The 18,143-nt window shown below is 68.1% G+C and carries 16 protein-coding genes; 3 read left to right on the forward strand and 13 right to left on the reverse strand.

Annotated elements, in window-relative coordinates:
• Window positions 1-22 precede the first annotated feature (22 nt).
• The 4 genes from DLJ53_RS01145 to DLJ53_RS01160 form a co-directional block, all read right to left on the reverse strand.
• Window positions 23-1,084: an Hsp33 family molecular chaperone gene (locus tag DLJ53_RS01145; RefSeq protein ID WP_280525492.1), complete on the reverse strand. Its 1,062-nt coding sequence runs from the start codon at window positions 1,082-1,084 to the stop codon at window positions 23-25.
• Between the two features lie 44 nt (window positions 1,085-1,128).
• Window positions 1,129-1,641, reverse strand: a complete 513-nt coding sequence (locus DLJ53_RS01150; protein ID WP_111341615.1) for an MgtC/SapB family protein — start codon at window positions 1,639-1,641, stop codon at window positions 1,129-1,131.
• 170 nt (window positions 1,642-1,811) lie between these two features.
• Window positions 1,812-2,723 (reverse strand): ornithine carbamoyltransferase, encoded by a 912-nt coding sequence (gene argF, locus DLJ53_RS01155; RefSeq protein ID WP_111341616.1) that lies wholly within the window; start codon window positions 2,721-2,723, stop codon window positions 1,812-1,814.
• The gene (locus tag DLJ53_RS01160) at window positions 2,720-3,919 is read right to left on the reverse strand and encodes an aspartate aminotransferase family protein (RefSeq protein ID WP_111343932.1); all 1,200 of its coding nucleotides are present in this window, start codon (window positions 3,917-3,919) and stop codon (window positions 2,720-2,722) included. Before DLJ53_RS01160 ends, argF begins: the two co-directional genes overlap by 4 nt.
• 260 nt (window positions 3,920-4,179) lie before the next feature.
• Between DLJ53_RS01160 and DLJ53_RS01165 the strand changes: the two genes are divergently transcribed.
• Entirely contained in the window at window positions 4,180-4,665 is a 486-nt protein-coding gene (locus DLJ53_RS01165) for a GcrA family cell cycle regulator (RefSeq protein WP_111341618.1), read from the forward strand.
• Between the two features lie 90 nt (window positions 4,666-4,755).
• Here the strand turns inward: DLJ53_RS01165 and phoB are convergent, their stop codons facing one another.
• From phoB to DLJ53_RS01200, 7 genes are all read right to left on the reverse strand, one after another.
• Window positions 4,756-5,451 (reverse strand): phosphate regulon transcriptional regulator PhoB, encoded by a 696-nt coding sequence (gene phoB, locus DLJ53_RS01170; protein ID WP_111341619.1) that lies wholly within the window; start codon window positions 5,449-5,451, stop codon window positions 4,756-4,758.
• A 1-nt stretch (window position 5,452) separates the two neighbouring features.
• Window positions 5,453-6,181 (reverse strand): phosphate signaling complex protein PhoU, encoded by a 729-nt coding sequence (phoU, locus tag DLJ53_RS01175; RefSeq protein ID WP_226573330.1) that lies wholly within the window; start codon window positions 6,179-6,181, stop codon window positions 5,453-5,455.
• A 43-nt stretch (window positions 6,182-6,224) separates the two neighbouring features.
• On the reverse strand, window positions 6,225-7,061 hold the full coding sequence (pstB, locus tag DLJ53_RS01180; protein WP_111341621.1) for a phosphate ABC transporter ATP-binding protein PstB: 837 nt from the start codon (window positions 7,059-7,061) through the stop codon (window positions 6,225-6,227).
• A 33-nt stretch (window positions 7,062-7,094) separates the two neighbouring features.
• The gene (gene pstA / locus DLJ53_RS01185; RefSeq protein ID WP_202912946.1) at window positions 7,095-8,438 is read right to left on the reverse strand and encodes a phosphate ABC transporter permease PstA; all 1,344 of its coding nucleotides are present in this window, start codon (window positions 8,436-8,438) and stop codon (window positions 7,095-7,097) included.
• Window positions 8,439-8,476: 38 nt separating this feature from the next.
• Window positions 8,477-9,850, reverse strand: a complete 1,374-nt coding sequence (gene pstC / locus DLJ53_RS01190; protein WP_226573333.1) for a phosphate ABC transporter permease subunit PstC — start codon at window positions 9,848-9,850, stop codon at window positions 8,477-8,479.
• Between the two features lie 168 nt (window positions 9,851-10,018).
• Entirely contained in the window at window positions 10,019-11,050 is a 1,032-nt protein-coding gene (locus DLJ53_RS01195; RefSeq protein WP_425320957.1) for a substrate-binding domain-containing protein, read from the reverse strand.
• Between the two features lie 399 nt (window positions 11,051-11,449).
• Complete coding sequence (locus DLJ53_RS01200; RefSeq protein ID WP_146619855.1) at window positions 11,450-12,586, reverse strand: ATP-binding protein; 1,137 nt, start codon at window positions 12,584-12,586, stop codon at window positions 11,450-11,452.
• Between the two features lie 223 nt (window positions 12,587-12,809).
• Between DLJ53_RS01200 and msrP the strand changes: the two genes are divergently transcribed.
• Entirely contained in the window at window positions 12,810-13,814 is a 1,005-nt protein-coding gene (msrP, locus tag DLJ53_RS01205) for a protein-methionine-sulfoxide reductase catalytic subunit MsrP (protein WP_111343935.1), read from the forward strand.
• Window positions 13,815-13,887: 73 nt separating this feature from the next.
• Here msrP and DLJ53_RS01210 read toward each other — a convergent pair whose 3' ends face one another.
• On the reverse strand, window positions 13,888-14,463 hold the full coding sequence (locus DLJ53_RS01210) for a DUF924 family protein (RefSeq protein WP_111341629.1): 576 nt from the start codon (window positions 14,461-14,463) through the stop codon (window positions 13,888-13,890).
• Window positions 14,464-14,592: 129 nt separating this feature from the next.
• On the opposite strand from DLJ53_RS01210, the gene DLJ53_RS01215 reads away from it, so the two are divergent.
• Window positions 14,593-17,268 (forward strand): TRAP transporter permease, encoded by a 2,676-nt coding sequence (locus tag DLJ53_RS01215; protein ID WP_111341631.1) that lies wholly within the window; start codon window positions 14,593-14,595, stop codon window positions 17,266-17,268.
• 58 nt (window positions 17,269-17,326) lie between these two features.
• On the opposite strand, the gene DLJ53_RS01220 is transcribed toward DLJ53_RS01215, so the two are convergent.
• Window positions 17,327-17,926 (reverse strand): HAD family hydrolase, encoded by a 600-nt coding sequence (locus DLJ53_RS01220; protein WP_111341633.1) that lies wholly within the window; start codon window positions 17,924-17,926, stop codon window positions 17,327-17,329.
• Window positions 17,927-18,143 lie beyond the last annotated feature (217 nt).

Genomic DNA, 18,143 nt, shown 5'->3' on the forward strand with positions numbered 1-18,143 from the left:
GCGGCCCTCGTCCGGCGGGGCGTCAGTGCGCTGCCCCGCGCTCGTCCAGTGTGTCCGGGTCGAACACGTACTGTGTGTTGCAGAACTCGCATGTCACCTTTATCGCGCCGTCCTCGACCATCGAGGTCCGATCGTCGTGGCTGAACTGGTCAAGCATCGTCTTGATCTTGTCAGTTGAGCAGCGACAGTCTGCACTCAAGCTGAACGGGTCGAACACCCGCACGTCCCGCTCGTTAAACAGACGCAGCAACAAACGCTCGGCCGAGATGTCCGGGTCGACCAGCTCGTAGTCCTGCGCGCTCTGGGTCCGGGCGGCAGCCTCGACCCAGGCGTCGTCCTCCTCCCGCTCGTCGCGGGCGGCACCGTCCGGCGCGTCGCCAGGCGCGATGTCGCGAACGACGATGCGGTCGGACGCGTCGGGCAGGAACTGCACCGTCACGCCGCCGCCGCGCCAGCTCCGGCGGGGCTCCTCGCCGGGGCGACGCTCCATCGTCTCGGCAACCGCCAGGCGCACCATGGTCGGGATCTGCTCGGACTGCGTGAAGTAGGTGTGCGCCACCTCCTCCAGGCTGTCGCCCGTCATCGCCACAATCCCCTGGTAACGGCGCACCGTATCCTTCGGGTCGATGGTGAGCGCCATCGTCCCTTCGCCGACGATGTCACGCAGGGTGTGGTCGTCGGCGAGCGCGGCGACGGCCTCGGGGTCGAAGCGGGCATAGCCGCGCAGCCCCTCGGGCGTGGTGAAGTCGGTGACGAGCAGCGACACGGGTCCGTCCGACTGGATCTGGAGGACGACGCGGCCCTCCATCTTCAGCGCGGTGGCGAAAAGGACGTTGAGGATCACGGCCTCGCCCAGCAGGCGGGACACGGCGGGCGGATAGTCGTGCCGGCGCAGAATCGAATCGAGCGACGACCCGAGCCGCGCGACGCGGCCACGCACGTCGAGCTCCTCGACGGAGAACGGTAGGACACAATCGTCGGCAGTGGCGGTCACAACAAGAACCTTATTTTCAGCGTGATGATACGGCCGCCGGCCCTGGTCGGGCGCGACGCGCGGACGTCTCCTGCGGTAAGGCAGGCCCACTATATAGGAATTTCAAACCAGCCCGCCACACGGCGGCCGATGCACTACTCGTGCCGGTCGTCCCGGTGCTTCTTGCCCGACAGGCCGAGCCCGCGCTCCAGCCGGGCGACGGCGATCAGCACGACGAGGCCCACCCCCGTGACCACCACGGCGAGGAGCCACTGCCCGACCCCGACGGCCAGCCCCACCGCCGCCGACAACCACACGCTGGCGCCCGTCGTCAGCCCCCGGACATGACCGCGCGTCAGGACGATGAGCCCGGCCGCGAGGAAGGCGACGCCCGACGTCACCGCCTCGATCAGGCGCAGCGGGTCGAAGCGCATGTCGTCGCCCTTGACGTCGGCAATGAGACCGAGGGCGATCACCGCGAACGTCGCCGAGGCGATGCCGACGAGCATGTTGGTCCGCAGTCCCGCCGGGTGGGCGCTGACCTCGCGCTCCATGCCGATTGCGCCGCACAGCACCGCGGCTCCGACGATGCGCAGCACGATCACGACCGCCCCCGGCCCGGGGACGTGGCCGAACTCGGTCGCGAGGATGTCGGAGAGCGCGTCCATACCGGGGAGAATGCATCCGTCGGCGGTCGGTTCGGAATTGCACCGATCGTCTCAGAGAGAGACCGGACCTACTTCCGGGTCGCCGCCCTGCCCGCCGGCCGGAGGTCCGTCCCGGCACGCGCCGCGGACGGGCCGAGCACCGGCGGCCGCGAGGGCCGCCGGCAGCCACCTCAGCCGAGGCGGTCGAACACGTAGGCGAGGATCGCCTTCTGCGCGTGGACGCGGTTCTCGGCCTCGTCGAACACCGCCGACTGCGGGCCGTCCATCACCGCGTTGGTCACCTCCTCGCCGCGGTGGGCGGGGAGGCAGTGCATGAAGATCGCGGACGGTCCCGCCACCTTCATCAGCTCCTCGTTCACCTGGTAGGGGCGGAAGACGTGGCGCCGCTCCTCCTCGTCCTCGTCCCCCATGGAGGCCCAGGAGTCGGTGATGACGACGTCGGCGCCGCGCACCGCGCCCTGCGGCTCGGTGCCGACCTCGATCTCGGCGCCGAGACGGCGCGCGGTGTCGATCAGCATCGGGCGCATGGCGAACTCCGGCGGCGTCGCGATCCTCATCCTGAAGCCGAGCTTGGGGGCGGCCTCCAGAAGCGTGGCGAGCACGTTGTTGCCGTCGCCCACCCAGGCGAGCGTCTGCTTCTCGAGGGCACCGACGCGCTCCTCGATGGTGATGAGGTCGGCGATGATCTGGCACGGATGCGACTTGCGCGTCAGGCCGTTGATCACCGGCACCTGCGCCGCCTCGGCGAAGGTGGTGAGGCCCCCGTGGTCGAGCATGCGGATCATCACCGCCGAGACGTAGCGCGACAGCACCGTCGCCGTGTCGGCCAGCGACTCGCCGCGGCCGAGCTGCATTTCGCTGCCGGAGGCGACGATGGTGTCGCCGCCCAGCTCACGCATGGCGAGGTCGAACGAGAAGCGCGTCCGCGTCGACGGCTTCTCGAACAGCATGGCGAGCGTCTTGCCGCGCAGGCGGTCGGTGCGGATGCGCCCCTCCGCCTTGACCCGGTGGCCTTCGTCCAAAATGGCGCGGAGCGCCTCAGGGGTCTGAGACGCGATGTCCAGAAAGTGCTTGGGGGTCATACGACCGCGGTATCCTTCTTCGCCTTTTCGACGGCCACGCCTGCCGCTTCGAGCCGCTGCGCCGCCTCGCGCAGATCCTCCTGCGTGGCCACGAGGCCGGGGAGGAAGCGCACCACATTGTCGCCCGCCGGAATGACGAGCAGGCCGGCATCGCGCGCCGCCGTCGCGACGTCGGCCGCCGCGACGCGGCATTTGACGCCGATCATCAGCCCTTCTCCGCGCACGCCCTCGAACACCTCGGGGTGCGAGTCGACGACGCTCGACAGCGACTGCATGAGGAAGGCCCCCTTGCGCTTCACCTCGTCGAGGAAGCCATCGGCGAGGATCACGTCGAGCACGCCGTTGGCGACGGCGCAGGCGAGCGGGGTGCCGCCGAAGGTGGTGCCGTGGGTGCCCGGCGTCATCGCATCGCCCACCGCGGCGGTGGCGAGGCACGCGCCGATCGGGAAACCGCCGCCGAGACCCTTGGCGGAGGTCAGGACGTCCGGCGTCACGCCCAGCGCCTCGTAGGCGAAGAGAGTGCCGAAGCGGCCGACGCCGGTCTGGATCTCGTCGAAGATCAGGACCAGTCCGTTGTCGTCGCAGATCTGCCGCAGCGCCTGCAGGAAGCCGCGGTCGACCATCTGGATCCCGCCCTCGCCCTGCACGGGCTCGACCATGATCGCGGCGGTCTCCGGGCCGACGGCGGCCTTCACCGCGTCGATGTCGCCGAGCGGCAGCTTGTCGAATCCGGGCGCGGGCTCGCCGAAGCCCTCCATGTACTTGGCGACGCCCGTGGCCGCGAGCGCGCCCAGCGTGCGGCCGTGGAAGGCGCCCGTGAAGGTGATGATGCGCGTCCGCTCGGGGTGCCCGCTCACATATTGATAGCGGCGCGCGGTCTTGATCGCGGCCTCGTTCGCCTCGGCGCCCGAGTTGCAGAAGAAGACGCGCTCGGCGAACGTCGCGGCGGTCAGCCGGTCGGCGAGGCGCTCCTGCTCGGGAATGCGGTAGAGGTTGGACGTGTGCCAGACCTTCGTGGCCGCCTCCTGCAGCACGGCGACGAGGTGCGGGTGCGCGTGGCCGACGCCCGTGACGGCGATGCCCGACCCCATGTCGAGGTATCGTCGCCCGTCGGAGCCCACGAGCCACACGCCCTCACCCTTCTCGAAGGAGATGTCAGCGCGGTTGTAGGTCGGGAACAGGCTGTTCGTCGTCATGGGTTCACTCGCGATGTATGCGAAGGTCGTTCCGAGCGCCCCCAACGGGCTACTGCGGAACAGGCGGGCTTTCTTTCCGATGGTTGGGGAAAAAGCAAGGTTTGAGTCGCCGTGGACTCGCCGACTCTAGACCGTGAATCCTCAAATCTCTTACGATTCCGCGGGTAAAGGCAAGACATCGCCCGACTCCATAGTGCCCCGCACCCACCGGTTTGGGCTGTGGACCGCGTGTGGATCGGCCGTGAGCAAAGGGATTCGCGATGAGCTGGACCGACGAGCGGATCGAGGTTTTGCGCAAGATGTGGGCAGAAGGCATGTCCGCCTCGCAAATCGCCAGTTCGCTGGGCGGCGTGACCCGTAACGCGGTGATCGGCAAAATCCACCGGCTCGGCCTCTCCGGCCGGGTCAAAGCCCCCCAGGCGCGGGCGACCCGCGCCCGCAGTGCGCCGCCGCCGGTGGCAAAGCCCGCCGCGGCGCCGCGTGTAATGGCCGCCGGCGCGGTGGCCGTCAAAGTGGTCGAGGAGCCGGAAATGGAGACCGCGCCCCGGCCGGTCGCAGAGGTCGTGCACCTGACCGACGGCATCACCCTCATGGAGCTCTCCTCCGCGCACTGCCGCTGGCCGGTGGGCGATCCGTCGAGCGCGGACTTCCGTTTCTGCGGCGCCCGCGTCGCGGTGGGCGAGACGTACTGCAGCGCGCACTGCGAGCAGGCCTTCCCGTCGCGCCGCTCGACCAAGTCGAACTGACGCGGCCGACACGGCCGGCCCGCCGATCGGGCGGGGCCGGCAGGCGCGCCGAGGCGCGCCCCACGCCGGATGCCGGCGACGCCCCTCCGCTCAGCGGATGTGGAACTGGTCGTTGAAGGCGTAGCCCGCGCCGCGCACGGTGCGGATCGGATCCTTGGCCTTGCCGCGATTGATCGCCTTGCGCAGTCGGCCGATGTGCACGTCCACCGTGCGCTCGTCCACGTAGACGTCCCGCCCCCACACCCCGTCGAGGAGCTGCTCGCGCGTGAAGACGCGGCCGGGGGACTGCATCAGGAACTCCAGCAGGCGGAACTCGGTCGGGCCGAGGTGCACCTCGCGCGTCGCGCGGCGCACGCGGTGGGTCGTGCGGTCGAGCTCGATGTCGCCGGCCTTCAGCAGCGTGGAGACCACCGCCGGCTTGGTGCGCCGCAGAATGGCGCGGACCCGGGCCATCAGCTCCGGCGTCGAGAAGGGCTTCACCACGTAGTCGTCCGCGCCCGTCGCGAGGCCGCGGATGCGCTCGGTCTCCTCGCCGCGCGCCGTCAGCATGATGATCGGCAGGTTCTCCGACTGCGGCCGCGAGCGCAGGCGCCGGCACAGCTCGATCCCGGACAGGCCCGGCAGCATCCAGTCGAGGATCAGAAGGTCCGGCAGGCCCTCCAGGAGCTTCAGCTCCGCCTCGTCGCCGCGGCTGGCGCTCTCGACGTCGTAGCCTTCCGCCTCGAGGTTGTAGCGCAGGACGAGGACCAGCGGCTCCTCGTCCTCGACGATCATGACCTGCGGCAAGTCAGTGGCCTCCGCGACCGTTCTCGGGCTCGGCCCAGTCGGCGGACAGGTACGACGAGGAGTCCCCCTTGGCCCGCGCCTCGACCGGCTGCTCGCCCGTGATGAGATAGTGGATGTTCTCGGCGATGTTGGTGGCGTGGTCGCCGATCCGCTCGATGTTCTTGGCGCAGAACAGGAGGTGCGTGCAGAACGTGATGTTGCGCGGATCCTCCATCATGTACGTCAGCAGCTCGCGGAAGATCGACGTGTAGATGGCGTCGATCTCGTCGTCGCGGCTGCGCACGTCGAGCGCCGCCGAGAGGTCCTGCGAGGTGAACGCGTCGAGCACCGACTTCATCTGCTCGAGCGCGATGTCGGACATGTGCTCGACGCCGAGCGCCACGCGCGGCGGGTAGGCCCGCCCCTCGATCGCGAGAACGCGCTTGGCGTTGTTCTTGGCGAGATCGCCGACGCGTTCGAGGTCGGAGGAGATGCGCATCGCCGCGACCAGCTCGCGCAGCGGCTTGCCTTGCGGACGGTGCGCCGCGATCAGGTCGACGGCATGGTTCTCGACGCTGCGCTGCATCGCGTCGAGGCGCTGGTCCGCCTCGATGACGGCGCGCGCACGCTGCGTGTCGATGCGCGTCAGCGCGGTCACCGAGTCCATCACCAAATGTTCAGCGAGGCCGCCCATCTCGGCGACCTCCGCCGCGAGACTGACAAGCTCGCGGTCCCGATCACGTGCCAGCACCAACGCGCTGCTCCTCACTCGAACCAAAGGCGGTTGCTTAAACTTATCCGAAAACGCCGGAGATGTAGTCGCGCGTACGCGGCTCCTGCGGGTCGTTGAAGATGCTCGACGTCGGGCCTTCCTCGATGAGGTCGCCGAGGTGGAAGTAGGCCGTCCGGTCGGAGACGCGCTGCGCCTGGCTCATCGAGTGCGTCACGATGATGATCGTGTAGTTCTCGCGCAGCTCCTTGATGAGGCCCTCGACGGTCGCGGTGGCGATCGGGTCGAGCGCCGAGCACGGCTCGTCCATCAGGATGACTTCCGGCTCCACCGCGATCGCACGGGCGATGCACAGGCGCTGCTGCTGGCCGCCGGAGAGGCCGGTGCCAGGCTCGTGCAGGCGGTCCTTCACCTCGTTCCAGAGACCGGCGCGGACCAGCGACCGTTCGACGATGACGTCGAGGTCCGCCTTCTTGTGCGCGAGGCCGTGGATGCGCGGGCCGTAGCAGATGTTCTCGTAGATCGACTTCGGGAACGGGTTCGGCTTCTGGAACACCATGCCGACACGCGCGCGCAGCAGCACCACGTCCAGCGAATGGTCGTTGAGGTCCTCGCCGTCCATCATGATCTCACCGAGCACGCGGCAGCCGGGGATCGTGTCGTTCATGCGGTTGAAGCAGCGCAGGAACGTCGACTTGCCGCAGCCGGACGGGCCGATGAACGCGGTCACCGCCTGGGCCGGAATGTCGATCGAGATGCCGTGCACGGCCTCCTTGGAGCCGTAGATCACCGAGACGTCCCGCGCCTCGATCTTCACCGGGCGCGGCGCGGGATCGGGAATGCGGATCGTCTGGAAGCGGTTGTGGGCGTGCGGATTGTTGGTCTTGGGCGCTTCGGCCATGACTTGAGCAGCGGTCATGTGATCGGTCCTTGATTACCAGCGGCGCTCGAAGCGGTGGCGCATGAAAATGGCGAACGCGTTCAGCGTGATCATCACGCCGAGCAGGACGAGGATGGCCGCGGACGTGCGCGACTCGAAGAAGTTGCGGTTCTCGTTGCCCTGCCAGAGATAGATCTGCACCGGAAGCGCGGAAGACTGGTCGAGCGGGGTCGACGGCACCGACGCGACGAAGGCGTTCATGCCGATGAGGAGCAGCGGCGCCGTCTCGCCCAGCGCCTGGGCGACGCCGATGATGGCGCCGGTCAGCATGCCGGGAACGGCGAGCGGCAGCGTGTGGTGGAACATCGCCTGCGTCGGCGAGGCGCCGATGCCGAGCGCGGCCTGGCGGATCGACGGCGGGACCGCACGCAGCGCGGCGCGCGAGGCGATGATCACCGTCGGCAGCGTCATCAGCGAGAGGACGAGGCCGCCCACCAGCGGCGCCGACAGCGGCAGACCGAAGAAGTTGATGAACACCGCCGCGCCGAGCAGGCCGAACACGATCGAGGGCACCGCCGCGAGGTTGTTGATGTTCACCTCGATGAGGTCGGTCACCCGGTTCTTGGGCGCGAACTCCTCGAGGTAGATCGCCGCCATCACGCCGACGGGCACCGCCACCACCATGACGATGAGCATCATCATGACAGAGCCGACGATGGCGCCCAGCAGACCCGCCGTCGCGCCCGAGGAACGCGAGTCGACGTTGGTGAACAGGGACGAGGCGAAGTCCATCCGGATGACGCCGTCCTTGTAGAGCTCGTCCGACCACTTCTGCTGCTCCTCCGAGAGCTGCTGGAAGCGCTGCGGCAGGTCGCGGTCGATGTTGCCCTTCAGCCAGACGTCGACGTTCTCCGACGCCACCAGCGCGACCGGGACGGTCTGGCCGATGATGCCGGGATCCTTCTCGACCATCTCCCAGAGCTTCACGCGCTCGTTGGAGGCGACGAGGCCGAACGCCGTGCGGCGCATGTCCGGCGCGCCGGCGGCCGGGACGTCCTTGGCGATCGCGGCCTGGATCAGGCTGTCCCACTTGGCCCGGCGAAGGGCGCGCTGCCAGGAGAGCAGCTCGTCGTGGAAGTCGGCCGCCGACTGGCCGGGCTGCTGCGTCGGCCGGGGGTCGATGTCGATGATCTCGGGATCGAAGGTGAGGTTCAGGTGAAGCGTCGCCTGCCAGAAGGCGGGGATGCCCTTGTAGAGGATCGACCCGAACAGGATTCCGACCAGCGATATGCCGATCAGGATCGCGCCCAGCCCCATCGACTTGAACATCGTTTCGGAACGATGCCGCTTGCCGAGCTTCGAGGCGACGAGCTCGCGGTTCGATTTGCTCTGCGGCATGGCGGGCAGAGCATCCGTCGTTGTCGTGGCCATCGGTTCTATTCGTATTGCTCGCGATATTTCCGGACGATGTAGATGGCCACCACGTTGAGGCACAGCGTGATGACGAAGAGCGTGAGACCCAGCGCGAAGGCAACCAGGGACTGCGGCGAGGCGAAGTCGGTGTCGCCGGTCAGCTGATTGACGATCGTGACGGTCACGGTCGAGACCGCGTCGAAGGGGTTGGCCGTCAGCACCGGCGAGTTGCCCGCCGCCAGCACCACGATCATCGTCTCGCCGATGGCGCGCGACACGGCCAGCAGGAAGGCGCCGACGATGCCCGGCAGCGCTGCCGGCAGGATGACCTTGCGGATGGTCTCGGACTGCGTCGCGCCGAGGCCGTAGGAGCCGTCCCGCATCGCCTGCGGCACCTGGCTGATGATGTCGTCCGACAGCGAGGAGACGAACGGGATGATCATGATGCCCATCACGATGCCCGCCGTGAACGCGGACGTGGCGTTGATGGACAACCCGACCATGCTGCCGAACTCGGACAGGAAGGGGCCGACCGTGAAGGCGGCGAAGATGCCGTAGACGATGGTCGGGATGCCGGCGAGGATCTCGAGCAGCGGCTTGGCGAAGAAGCGGAACTTCGGCCCGGCATATTCCGACAGGTAGACCGCCGCGAGGAGGCCGACCGGCACCGCGACGCACATCGCGATGATGGTGATCATCATCGTGCCCCACAGCAGCGGGAGCAGGCCGAACTCGCCCTGGCCGGACGAGCCGGTGGTCGAGAAGCGCGGGTTCCAGGTGGTGCCGAAGAAGAAGTCGACCGGGCTGACGTAGGTGAAGAAGCGCACGGCCTCGCCCAGCACCGACAGCACGATGCCGACCGTCGTCAGGATGGCGATGCCGGAGCAGACGATGAGGACCATCTCGATCGCCGTCTCGATCCGGTTGCGGGCCCGGAAGTGCGGGGAGATCCTGCGCCGCGCGACCAGCGTGCCGGCGAAGGCGGCGACCGCTGCGAGCGCGAGGAGCGCCAGACGGCCGATCCACTCGAACGAGCGCAGGGTCCGGACGGCCTCGAGCTGATAGGGCTCGGGCGTGCCGATGACGCTGACGCCGTTGAGGATGTTCTCGATCTGGCGGGTCTGGCTCGACAGCTCCGCCGGGTCGTTCAGCACGGCCTGCGGAAGGTACGAGTCGATGATGGCCGCCTGGAACTGCGGAAACAGCAGCGTATAGGCGATGAAGACGATGACCGCCGGGATGGCGCACCACAGAACGAGGTACAGCCCATAGTACGGCGGCCGGGAATGGAGGCGCTGCCCGGTCTTCGCGGCGATCCGGCGACTGGCGCTGGCCCCCCACGTGTAGACGAAGCTCAGAACGATCAGAATGATCGCTAGGGATATCATTGTGTTCACGTCTGGGCCAAACCTTCGCTCGGCGTTGCTACGGACACGGCCCCGAGAGGTAGCCGTCGTCGGCGTCGTGAGTGTGGCAAAGCGCGCCATGCAAACGCCGACCGCATCGTGCGGTCGGCGTCGGTAGTCATGCGGGGTTCCGTGACGGCCCCCCGCGACCGTCAGCCCTTAGAGCTCGACGTTGGTCTTGTTCTCGATCTTGTCGATCTGGGCGTCGCGCTCGTCGGCCGAGAGCGGGATCAGGCCCATGTCGGAGAGCGGCGAGCCGTCGCCCGAGATGTCCTCGGAGACGAAGAACAGGGCGTAGTCGGCGAGGCCCGGGATGGCGTCCATGTGCTGACCCTTGATGTAGAAGTACAGCGGACGGGACACGGGGTACTCGCCGGTGGCGATCGTCTCCATGGACGGCTCGACACCGTCGATGGTGGCAACCTGCAGGCGGTCACGGTTCTGGTCGTAGAAGGACAGACCGAAGACGCCGACGGCGTTCGGCTGGGCGTCGAGACGGCCGAGCGTCTCGGTGTAGTCGCCGGCGACCTCGATCACGCGACCGTCCTGACGCAGGGCCAGGCACTTCTCCTCGGCGGCGTCGCCAAGGGCCTCGATCGCCTCGAAGGACTCGCAGCCCGGCAGGACGACCTTCTCTTCGAACACTTCGCGGGTGCCGTGGTTGGTGCCCGGGATCACGAGGGTGATCTCCTGGTCCGGCAGCGCGGCGTCGATCTGGTTCCAGTTGGTGTACGGGTTGGCGGCGAGCTTGCCGTCGACCGGAACCTCGGCGGCGAGCGCCTGGTAGAGCTGCGCCGGGGTCAGCTGGAAGTGACCGGTGCTGATGTCGGACGCGAAGACGATGCCGTCGTAGCCGATCTTGATCTCGACGATCGAGTCGACGCCGGCTTCGTTGCACGCGTCCACTTCCTTCTGGCGGATGCGGCGCGACGCATTGGCGATGTCGATCGTGTTCTCACCAACGCCCTGGCAGAACTGGCGCAGACCGCCCGAGGAGCCACCCGAACCCACGACCGGGGTGTTGAACTCGGGATAGGCGTTGCCGAACTCTTCGGCGACCACCGACGCGAACGGCAGAACCGTGGAGGAGCCGGCAATCTGGATCGTGTCACGGGACTGGGCGGCCGCGCCGGTGGCGACGAGCGCGCCGGCCGCCGCGAGCGCGGCGATGCTGGTGAATTTCACAGGGATGCTCCCTCGAGTTGAACTCGTTTTTCCAAGGGCACGGCGCGCGAACCACGTGTGTTCGTCCCGCCCCGTGTCTGGGCCCCGAGGTAGAGAGCGGACAAAACGTTACTGTGTCAGTCCGGTGAAGTTTATATGACGGCGTAAGTTACTGAAATTAATATCAAACTCGGGGCTCAGCCGAACCTTATCCGAAGTTGTGTGACGATTGCTCACATCCTAGCGTCGCAATCCGCACGTTCGCAACCCTGCGGTTCGGCCCCAAACGGGTCGGCAAGGCGGGATCCGGGCGAGGAATGGCCTGCTGCTCCCGGTCGACTCCGGCCCGTCAGCGTTAACTTATTGGAGTGCGGGCCTTTATGGAAAAACCTTGTCTGCAGAGTATCCGCCGGGGCCCTGCGCGCGTCAGTCGGGCCGGGACACGGGCTCCGGCACCTCTGCCAGCGGGATGCGCACGGTGAAGGTCGAGCCGGCGCCGAGCTGGCTCCTCACCGTCAGCCGGCCGCGGTGGCGGTTGATGATGTGCTTCACGATCGCCAGCCCCAGCCCGGTCCCGCGCCGCGCCCGCGACTCCTCGATGTCGACGCGATAGAAGCGCTCGGTCAGCCGCGGAACATGCTCCGGCGGGACGCCCTTGCCGAAGTCCTGCACCGACATCGCCACCACCGGGCCGGACACGGTGTCCTCCCGCGCCGCACCGATCAGCACGCGCCCGCCCTCGCTGCCGTACTTCACCGCGTTCTCGATGAGGTTGTTCAGCACCTGCACCATCTCGTCGGAATCGCCGCGGATCGGCAGCGTCTCCTCCGCCACGGCGAGCTCCAGCGTGACGTTCGCCTCGTCGGCGATGCCGCGCGTCATCTCCACCGCGTAACGGGTGATCTCGGCGCAGTCGATGATCTCCGTCGGGCGCACGTGGCTGCGCATCTCGATCCGCGACAGCGACAGGAGCGAGTCGGTGAGGCGCTTCATGCGGTCCGCCTGCTCGCGCATCAGGGCGAGGAACTGGTCCCGCGTCTTGGCGTCCTCGCGCGCCGGGCCCTGCAGGGTCTCGATCATGCCGGTCAGCGAGGCGAGCGGGGTGCGCAGCTCGTGGCTGGCGTTGGCGACGAAGTCCTCGCGCATGCGCTCGAGACGCTGCTGCTCGGAGAGGTCGTGGACGTAGACGGCCATCGCCTGCACCGGCTCGCCCCCCTCCCCCGTCAGCTCCAGCGGCGAGATGAACGCCTCGTAGTAGCGCCGGGTCGGCACCTTCTCGGCCCAGCGGGCACGCTCGGACAGGCCGGAGCGGCCCGCCCGCTCCACGGCGCGCACCAGCTCGGGCACGCGCAGCGCAAAGGAGATGGGGCTGCCGATGCTGACGATGCCCATCTGCTCGCGCGCGGCGCGATTGACCCACAGGATGGTCGCGTCCTGCGAGATGACGATGCACGCATCGGGCGAAGTGTCGAGCAGCGCCTTGGCGTCGGAGGACAGCGGCGCGCCCGCCTCGTCCTCCACTTGCGCGACGATTCCGGCGTGCGCGGCGCGAGGTCGCAGCACGAACGCTCCCGCCACGAGCAGAATCACGAGACTGGCTGCGCTGGAAAGCACCGCACACACGATTATAGCGACCGCGGCCAGCAGCACCGCGAAAATCTTGGCTGTTCGACGCAACACGCCCGTATCATCCTTCAGGTCGACCCTCACGTAAGCTTCATTTGAGGGTTCACCACTCGACCCTAGTTTGAGCACACTTTGCGAAGCCAATGTGAAGGGGCGCAACATGCCGAATTTCATCAAGCCTAGATGGGCGCTCCCCGAGCGTGCGGCGACGCCTGAATCGATCTTCCTTGCTCGTCGCTCGCTCATCAAGTCGGCCGGCCTCGGCGTGATCGGCGCGGCGCTCGCCGCACCGTCCGCACACGCCGGACTGCTGGACAACCTGTTCGGCGCCAACACCCCGCCGACCGACACCGAGCCCGACCCGACCACCGACCTCTACCCCGTCCAGAGGAACGAGGCGTACACCGGCGGCCGGCCGCTGACCGACGAAGGTCTCGCCACAACCTACAACAATTTTTACGAGTTCGGGTCCCATAAACGCATCTACGACGGCGCCCAGAAGCTCCCCCTCCGTCCCTGGACCGTCATCCTCGACGGCATGGTCGAGGAGGAGCAGACGGTCGACATCGACACCCTGATCCGCCAGATGCCGCTCGAGGAGCGGATCTACCGCCACCGCTGCGTCGAGGCGTGGTCGATGGTGGTGCCGTGGTCGGGCTTCGCGATGGCCGAGCTCGTCAAGCTCGCCCGTCCGAAGGCCGGCGCCAAGTACGTCCTGATGCAGACGTTCGAGAACCCGCAGGTGGCGAGCGGCCAGCGTCAGTCCTGGTACCCCTGGCCCTACACCGAGGGCGTCACCATCGAGGAGGCGACCAACCCGCTCGCCTTCATGGTCACCGGCGTCTACGGCAAGCCGGTGCCGAAGCAGAACGGTGCTCCGCTCCGCCTGGCGCTGCCGTGGAAGTACGGCTTCAAGTCGATCAAGTCGCTGGTGCGCTTCACGTTCACCGACCAGCGCCCGGTCTCGTTCTGGGAGAAGCTCGCCGCCAACGAGTACGGCTTCTGGGCCAACGTGAACCCCGAGGTGCCGCACCCCCGCTGGAGCCAGGCGACGGAGATGCCCCTCGGCTCGGAGGAACGCATCCCCACCCAGCTCTTCAACGGCTACGCCGACGAGGTCGCCGGTCTCTACAAGGGCCTCGAGGGCGAACGGCTCTACACCTGAGCCGCCGGGCACGATCCGGCGCCGGCGCCAAGGGCGCCACCCGGGGCCGCTCGCGGCGACCTCGGCCGTTGCCTCAGGCGCCGAAGCCGCCCGAGGCCAGGTAGGCCTTCTCCGCCTCGGTCGTCTCGCGCCCGAGGACGGCGTTGCGATGCGGGAAGCGGCCGAACCGGCGGATCGCATCGGCGTGGACCAGCGCATAGTAGTAGATGTCCTGCGGCGCGCCGTGGCGGTAGAGGTCGAGCCCCTCCTCCTGCGCGGCCACGTCCTCCGCGTGCTGGAACGGCAGGTAGAAGAAGTTGCGCATCGGCCAGGTCTGCGTCCGGTCGTGGCCCTTCGCCACCGCCCGCCGCGCCACCGCCAGCGCCTTGCCGTCGGCCGCGAACTGGCGCGGGTCGCCACGGAACACGTTGCGCGGAATCTGGTCGAGCAGGATGATCAGCGCGAGGCTGCCCGCCGCCGTCGCTGTCCACGCGTCGAACGCACCCTCCCGCGCCTTTTCCCACATCGCGAGGTAGTCGCCGCACGACGTGTCGAACGGGTCGGAGCGGTCGAACCAGCGCTCCGGTCCTGCATCGATCCAAAAGCGCAACAGCCCCAGGGCGGCCTGATCCTCTGAATTTGTTGCCTCGATGCCACCCTCGAACGCCATGCCGTCCTCCGTCTTCGCAGAAAAGAAAACCTCTTTGACTCAGATGAAAAGCATGGAACGCTGGCCGGTGCCAAAGGGACGCGAAGCGAAAGCGGCGACCGTGGGCGGAGAGACAAAGGGAAGTGGCCGATGACGACCCACACCACATCACCCCATGCGCCGGGCGCGGCGACGTCCGGCGATGAACTCGTCGCATCGGTCGACACCGGCGCCCGCAACCCGGTGGGCTGGCAGGCCTGGCTGATCCCGGGGATCGCGTTCATCTGGTCGCTGTTCCAGCTCTACGTGATCTCGCCGCTGCCGTTCATCCTGCAGAAGGCCGTCCCCTTCCACGTCATCTTCAACAACACGGAAATCCGCGCCATCCACCTCGCCTTCGCGCTGGTGCTGGTGGCGATGGCCTTCCCCCTCTTCCCGAAGGCGCGGCTCGACCGCATTCCCTGGTACGACTTCCTCCTCGCCGCGCTCGGCGCCTTCGTCTGCCTCTACCTCGTCATCTTCGCCGACCAGATCGCCCGCCGCTCCGGACTTCCGACCACCACGGACCTCATCGTGTCGACAACGGGCATGGTGCTGGTCGGCGTCGCGGTCTACCGCGCGCTCGGCCTGCCGCTCCTCATCGTGGTGTCGGTCTTCCTCGCCTACGTCTTCTTCGGCTCGTCGGACATCTTCCCCGACGTGATGCGCTGGGCCGGCGCCTCCTACGGCAAGGCGATGTGGCACTTCTGGATGCAGACCGAAGGCGTCTTCGGCGTCGCGCTGGGCGTCTCGGCGACGCTCATCTTCCTCTTCGTGCTGTTCGGGGCGATCCTCGAGCGGGCGGGCGCGGGCAACTTCTTCATCCAGATCGCGTTCGGCCTCCTCGGCCACCTGCGCGGCGGTCCGGCGAAGGCCGCGGTGGTCGCCTCGGGCCTCTCCGGCATCTACTCCGGCTCGTCGATCGCCAACGTGGTGACGACCGGCACCTTCACGATCCCGCTGATGAAGAAGACCGGATTCCCGGCCGAGAAGGCGGGCGCGGTCGAGGTGGCCTCGTCCACCAACGGCCAGCTCACTCCGCCGGTGATGGGCGCGGCGGCCTTCCTGATCGCCGAGTTCACCGGCACGCCCTACACCGACCTCATCGTCTACGCCTTCCTGCCGGCGGTCGTCTCCTACATCGCCCTCCTCTACATCGTGCACCTCGAGGCCCTGAAGCTCGGCCTCAAGGGCCTGCCGCCCCATGCCGACACCAAGGCCCGGTCGACCGCGCGCAAGTTCGGCGGCTTCCTGGTCGGCTTCATCGCGATCGCGGCGCTGGGCTTCTTCGTGCACTACGCGCTCGGCTTCCTGCGGGCGCAGTTCCCCGGGGCGGGGCTGCTGACGGCCTCGCTGATGTTCCTCGCCTTCTACCTCTTGTGCCTGATCATCGCGGCCGCCCGTCCGGACCTCCACATCGACGATCCGGACGCCCCGCTGCACGAGATGCCGCGGGCCGGCGCGGTGGTTCTGACCGGGCTCCACTTCATCCTGCCGATCATCATCCTGCTCTACCTCGTGATGGTGGAGCGGCTGTCGCCGGGGCTCTCCGCCTTCTGGGCGACTGCCGCGATGATCTTCATCGCCCTCACGCAGCATCCGATCAAAGCCGTCCTGCGCGGCGGCAAGGGCATCGGCGCCGGCTTCATGCGCGGGCTCGACGAGTTCTTCCACGGCATGGTCGGCGGCGCGCGCAACATGATCCCGATCGCGGTCGCCACGGGCGCCGCCGGCATCATCGTCGGCACCATCTCGCTGACCGGCGCGCACCAGGTCGTCGGCGCGCTGATCGAGCAGCTCGCGGGCGGCTCGCTGATGGCGATGCTCGTCCTCGTCGCGATCATGAGCCTCGTCCTCGGCATGGGTCTGCCGACGACGGCGAACTACATCGTCGTGTCGTCCCTGATGGCGCCCGTGATCATCTCGCTGGCGGCGTCGGAAGGGCTGATCATCCCGGCCGTCGCGGCGCACCTCTTCGTCTTCTACTTCGGCATCCTGGCCGACGACACGCCACCCGTCGGCCTCGCGGCCTACGCCGCGGCGGGCATATCCGGCGGCGACCCGATCAAGACCGGCTTCCAGGGCTTCGGGTACGACATCCGCACCGCGCTCCTGCCGTTCCTGTTCATCTTCAACACCGAGCTGCTGCTGATGCACGTGGTGTTCGTCGACGGGAAGCCGGTCGCCCAGTTCGTCGACGTCTTCACCGGGATCAAGGCGTTCATCATCGCCACGGTCGCGATGCTCGCCTTCGCCGCCGCCACGCAGCGCTATTTCTTCACCAAGAACAACATCTTCGAGACGGTGCTGCTCCTCCTCGCCGCGGGGCTCCTGTTCCGGCCGGGCCTCGCGCTCGACATGGTCCAGCCGCCCTACGCGATCCATCCCGGCAGCGAGGTCTACAAGGTGGCCGAGCAGGTCGAGCCCGGGACCATCATGCGCCTCCAGCTCGAGGGGACGGACTTCAACAACCCGGACCAGCGGCCATCGATCTACCTCGTGGTGCGGCCGGGCGAAGGCGCGACCGGGCAGGACCGCCTCGCCGACATCGGCCTCGAGTTCATGGAGGACGGCGACCGGGTCACAGTGGAGGAGCCGTTCCCCGCCACCCCGTTCGCCTACCTGTCGCAGGACTTCGACTTCTATGCCGACGAGCCGGTGATCCTGGAGTCGGTGCAGACGCCGACCGAGCGGCTTCCGAAGGAGCTCTTCTACATCCCGGCCTTCCTGATCATCGCGCTGGTGATCGCGATGCAGAAGCGCCGCCAGACGGTGCCGGCCTTCTAGGCCCGGTTCCCGCAGGCGCCGCCGGGCTCCGGACCCGGCGGCGCCCGGCCGGACGCGGTCAGCCCGCGACGAGACGGGCCAGGCGCGCCCCCTTCGTCCAATGGATCGCCCTCCAGCCGGCCTCGCGCGCCGCATCGACGTTGCGGGCCGTATCGTCGACCAGGACGAGGTCGCCCGGGTCCGCACCGACGCGCACCGCCGCCGCATCGAAGAACGCACGGTCCGGCTTTCGCGCGCCGAGGGCGGCGGAATGGACCATGGCATCGACGTGCCGGCCGAGGCCGAGGCGGTCCATCAGGTAGGCGGCCCTCCTGTGGTCCTGGTTGGTGGCCAGCGCGATGCGCGTGCCGCCGGCGCGCAGGGCGTCGCAGTCGGCGAGGACAGCCTCGTCCACCGCCGAATCCCGGGCGAACCAGTAGTCGATGACGTCCACGGCGGTGACCGAGCGCGACAGCGCGGGCAGGCAGGCCTCCAGAACGTCGCCGAGGTCGGCACGGCCGGTCACGATCGCGTCCCAGTGCGCGGCGAAGAAGACGCTCTGGAGGGCGTCCGGCGAAATGCCGAGATCGCGTTCGATGTCCGTGGCCCACGACCCGCCGTCCCCGGGGCGCCCGTTCACGACGACCCCGTCGACGTCCAGCATCAACCACCGCGCCATCGCCCTCTCCACCGTCCCCGTCACCCTGTCCCTGGCCTGCGGCTCGCGTAGTGCGGAGCCGCCCCGGTCCCACCGGAATCCGGCCACTTCGCCTTTAAAATCAGACTGAAGGATATGCGCCGTCCCTCCGGCACACGCTCACCGTGCCGGACCCGATTTCCACACCCTGCGCCGGCTGCTTTAACATTCCGGCCAAATGAGCGGCGTTCGAACGCTC

The organism is Acuticoccus sediminis (assembly GCF_003258595.1).
GTDB classification, from domain to species: Bacteria; Pseudomonadota; Alphaproteobacteria; order Rhizobiales; family Amorphaceae; genus Acuticoccus; species Acuticoccus sediminis.